The sequence below is a fragment of the Nonomuraea sp. NPDC059023 genome (genome assembly GCF_042740095.1).
GTDB lineage: Bacteria > Actinomycetota > Actinomycetes > Streptosporangiales > Streptosporangiaceae > Nonomuraea.
The window spans coordinates 1-1,884 of sequence record NZ_JBHYIO010000123.1; the positions used below are offsets into that span (position 1 = coordinate 1).

General features: G+C 65.3%; 4 protein-coding genes. All 4 read left to right on the plus strand.

Annotated elements, in window-relative coordinates; all coding sequences use genetic code 11:
- Window positions 1-569 (plus strand): hypothetical protein (locus ACFWYW_RS59295; RefSeq protein ID WP_379628310.1); only part of this gene is annotated, 569 nt, incomplete at its 5' end.
- Window positions 570-578: 9 nt separating this feature from the next.
- The gene (locus ACFWYW_RS59300) at window positions 579-773 is read left to right on the plus strand and encodes a hypothetical protein (RefSeq protein ID WP_379628308.1); all 195 of its coding nucleotides are present in this window, start codon (window positions 579-581) and stop codon (window positions 771-773) included.
- Between the two features lie 418 nt (window positions 774-1,191).
- Window positions 1,192-1,443, plus strand: coding sequence for a hypothetical protein (locus tag ACFWYW_RS59305; protein ID WP_379628306.1), 252 nt, complete (start codon window positions 1,192-1,194; stop codon window positions 1,441-1,443).
- A 53-nt stretch (window positions 1,444-1,496) separates the two neighbouring features.
- On the plus strand, window positions 1,497-1,814 hold the full coding sequence (locus ACFWYW_RS59310) for a hypothetical protein (RefSeq protein ID WP_379628305.1): 318 nt from the start codon (window positions 1,497-1,499) through the stop codon (window positions 1,812-1,814).
- The last annotated feature ends 70 nt before the right edge of the window (window positions 1,815-1,884 follow it).

Sequence of the window (1,884 nt, forward strand, 5' to 3'; positions counted from 1 at the left end):
AAATGCGCATTCTCAAGAGCGCGCTCATCTCGTTCGTCGTCCTACTGGGTCTCGGCCTGGGCACCGCTCCGGCCTCCGCTGCGGACATCCCGGACCTGCAGATCGGCACGATCGGCTACAACGCCTACGGCGCGGACACCATGCTGAACCGGAACTCGGAGTACGTGGACGTGAAGAACGTCGGCGCCGCGGGCGTCCCGGTGGCTGGTCTGCTGCTGCAGGACTCGTGGGCGCGGGGCAACAACAGGACGACCCGCTGCAACACCTACACGCTGCAGGCCGGCGTGCTGCCGGTGGACGCCGGAGCTACCGCTGACGTGCTGCCTGCCGGGCGGACTCTCCGTATCTACATGGGTGCGGGCACGCCGCGCGTGTTCGTCCGCAACGGTGTCACCTACCACGCCGTGTTCGCGAACTCGCCTGACCGGTGCGGCTATCACGGTCACATCTGGAACAACGGCAAGTCGAGTTCGAGCAGCTTCGCCGCGTGGGACACCGCCTGGATCACCCTTGGCAGCGTGTCTGAGTCCAAGGGCTACAACTTCAGCTTCGGCTACACGGCCAGCTAGGAGGCTGTCATGATCAAGGTAGGAAGCATGGCGAAGGCCATCGTCGCCGCCATGTCCGCTGGTACCGGTTCGCTGGTCATCGCCATGAGCGATGACGTCATCGTGACGGGCGAGTGGGTGACCGTCGCTCTGGCCGTTCTCGGTGCTCTGGGCATCACCTATGCGGTGCCGAATGCCGAGCGGTCTGAGCCGCGCCAGCGGTAATCTGAGAACGCCCGAGCATCCATCGGGGTAGCGTCCGGAGCACCACCGGTTCGGTGGCCCGCCAGCGGCTGCTGTCCTCGGTTCAGGTCCGGCGCGAACCGCTGGCATTGGTTCGCCTGTCCCGATGGGTGCTCGGGCCGCCCGGCCCCTTTCTCGTGTAAGCCCTTGTCTCAGCCCGTAAACGTTCGTGCACCTCATCCCGTGCTCCCGCCTCTGTCGGTAGCGTGGTGTTGCTCCTGCGGCTTGATCTGGTGACACGGATGGGCAGGGCTCCACGGTGGAAGCGTGGAGAAGCTGGACGCTACGCTGGTGGACGCGCGACCTGCCAAGCGAGCGCACTGGGCCGGGTCGTCTTCGGGCGGCCCGGCCCTTTCTTCTTTGCCAGACTGGCAGTACGGCGACCGTTTCGAGGGGGATCATGTTCCACGGACGCGAAGAGCTCGAAGACATCCAGCCGCCGCCAGGCAAGTATCCCGCTGACCTGCCCGGCTTCCTCCTGATGGGATTCGACCTGGCGGCACCCGACGCCATCGAAAAGTACGCCGCTAGTCGCGAGGCCGAGGGGCAGCACAAGCGGGCGGCGAGCGCCCGGAAACAGCGGGACGTCTTCATCGCGTGGCAGAAGGCCAACCCTGAGTGGTGTAAGTGGCCCGTGGACCCCGTCGACTGACCTGCCAGGTTGGCAGAAGTTGGCAGAAAGTGGCAGCTGCGAGAGGACGAGACATGGACCAGGCCGCGTTCCTAGATCGGGTCCTCACCGGGATGGGCTTCAACCGCCAGCCTGCGCCCCTGCCCGTGGTGCGGATCGACCCCAACGTGCGGGTCAACGGTAATCAGACGATCGTGGAGCCTGCCGACGTGACACGCCCTGAGGCGCGTGACCTCGTAATCGGGCAGCGGGTCATGGTGTGGGAGGCCGAGTCCGGCCTCCACGGGTACGGGACGCTCGCCGACTTCGACGAGGACAAACAGTTGTTCTTCGTCGACGTGGACTGGTCGAGCTTGAAGCTTGAGGACTTGTCGTCTCCTTTGGAGCCGTGATGGAACCTGGGCAGTACACCGACGTCATCTGGCATGACGGGCGCAAGGTGCGTATCTACCCGAACGGCGA